This is a genomic window from Candidatus Enterococcus avicola (assembly GCF_047470845.1).
Classification (GTDB): Bacteria; Bacillota; Bacilli; order Lactobacillales; family Enterococcaceae; genus Enterococcus_D; species Enterococcus_D casseliflavus.
Map to the genome: position 1 here is coordinate 1 of NZ_JBLGTY010000053.1, position 1,543 is coordinate 1,543.

General features: G+C 36.6%; 2 protein-coding genes. Both read right to left on the bottom strand.

Features of this window, described 5'->3' with window-relative positions; genetic code table 11:
• Positions 1–74 precede the first annotated feature (74 nt).
• Entirely contained in the window at positions 75–962 is an 888-nt protein-coding gene (locus ACI3E5_RS17520; RefSeq protein ID WP_315850476.1) for an IS3 family transposase, read from the bottom strand.
• Entirely contained in the window at positions 920–1,486 is a 567-nt protein-coding gene (locus ACI3E5_RS17525; RefSeq protein ID WP_260619047.1) for a helix-turn-helix domain-containing protein, read from the bottom strand. Before ACI3E5_RS17525 ends, ACI3E5_RS17520 begins: the two co-directional genes overlap by 43 nt.
• Positions 1,487–1,543 lie beyond the last annotated feature (57 nt).

Consider the following 1,543-nt stretch of genomic DNA (forward strand, 5'->3'; position numbering starts at 1 on the left):
TGTAGTGACCCCAAAAAGTTAGACTTTTATGGAGTGGAGAAATCCACTCCTTTTTTGTACGATAAAATTAACTGTTAGACTGCTGTTTTTACAGCTTCTCGAAACTGAACCGGACTTCGCCAATTTAATTTCTTTTTGATGCGTTTATGGTTGTAATAATAGATATATTGGTCAATTTTTGTTTTCAATTCATCTAAACTCCGATAGACTTCTCCATGAAAAATCTCTTGCTTTAATAAACCAAAGAAGTTTTCCATAGGTGAGTTATCTAAACAATTCCCTTTACGAGACATACTCTGGAAGATTTTATGCTGCTTCAATTTATTCTTATAAGCATTCATTTGATAGGCCCATCCTTGATCTGAATGGAAGGTTCTACGAAATGGACAATCATTTGTCATCTGGATTGCTTCTTCTAACCCTTCCATTATGGCTAGTGCGTTTGGTTTTTCAGAAATCCGATAAGATAGAATTTCACTATTGTAGAAATCCATGAAAGGATCTAAATACAGCTTTTTCTGACGAACGACACCTGTGGTGTCTACTTCATAATACTTAAACTCTGTGGTATCAGTTGTAATTTTTTGGTGACAAATATTTGTATAAAACCGACGATGAATACGATTTTTGGCGACAGTGCCAACCTTCCCACGATAAGAATTGTACCGTCGAGATTTTCGAGTGTAAGACTTTACTTCGATACCTAGTTTTTTTATCAGACGTTGAATCTTCTTTTTATTGACATGAATCCCTTGATTCTCTAATTCTTTTTTTAGTCGCAGACAGCCATAATCTTTATGCTCCTTGCGAATTTCAATCATTTTTTCTTCAATTTCTTGGTCTGGGTTTGGTCTGTCAAACCGTTTCTGCCAATACATATAGGTTGCTTTAGGAAATTTCAATGTTTCAAGAAGCTCAACTAGTTTGAATGATCCTCGGAGGCTGGCGATGATTCGTGCGATTGATTCTTGCGTCTTTGCTGGGCTTCCTGTTTTCGCAGCTTCCTCAACTCTTTTAAAAAGGCATTCTCAATTTGAAGGGATCGGACTTGCTTTTCTAATGCCTTGATACGATCGCGTTCTTCAGTTGTTGTATTTTCTTTTTTGTTTTCTTTTTTTCTAGTCAAAGTAAGTGGTCGCCCTTTCTCTTTTGAGAGCCCCTCAATACCTGCTTCTCTGAAATTACACATCCAATTGGCAATAAGCGCAGGGTTGTTCATTTCTAAAGTGCTAGCAACTTCTCGATAGGACATCTCACTTGTTTGATATAACTCTAGCGCATTTAACTTAAATTGAACAGAATATTTCTGATTTTGATGTTTTCTCAATAGACCTTCCTCTCCGTATTCACGATAGGCATTCACCCAATTACTTACTTGAGACTTGCTTGAAATACCGTATTTGTTGGCAAGATACCGATATCCGCCCACGCCACTAAGATATTCTTTAACGATTTTTAGTTTTAATTCAAAAGGATATTTTGCCATACAAATAACGACCCCCAAAAGTTAGATTTTTTGGTCTAACTTTTGGGGGTCGCTTCA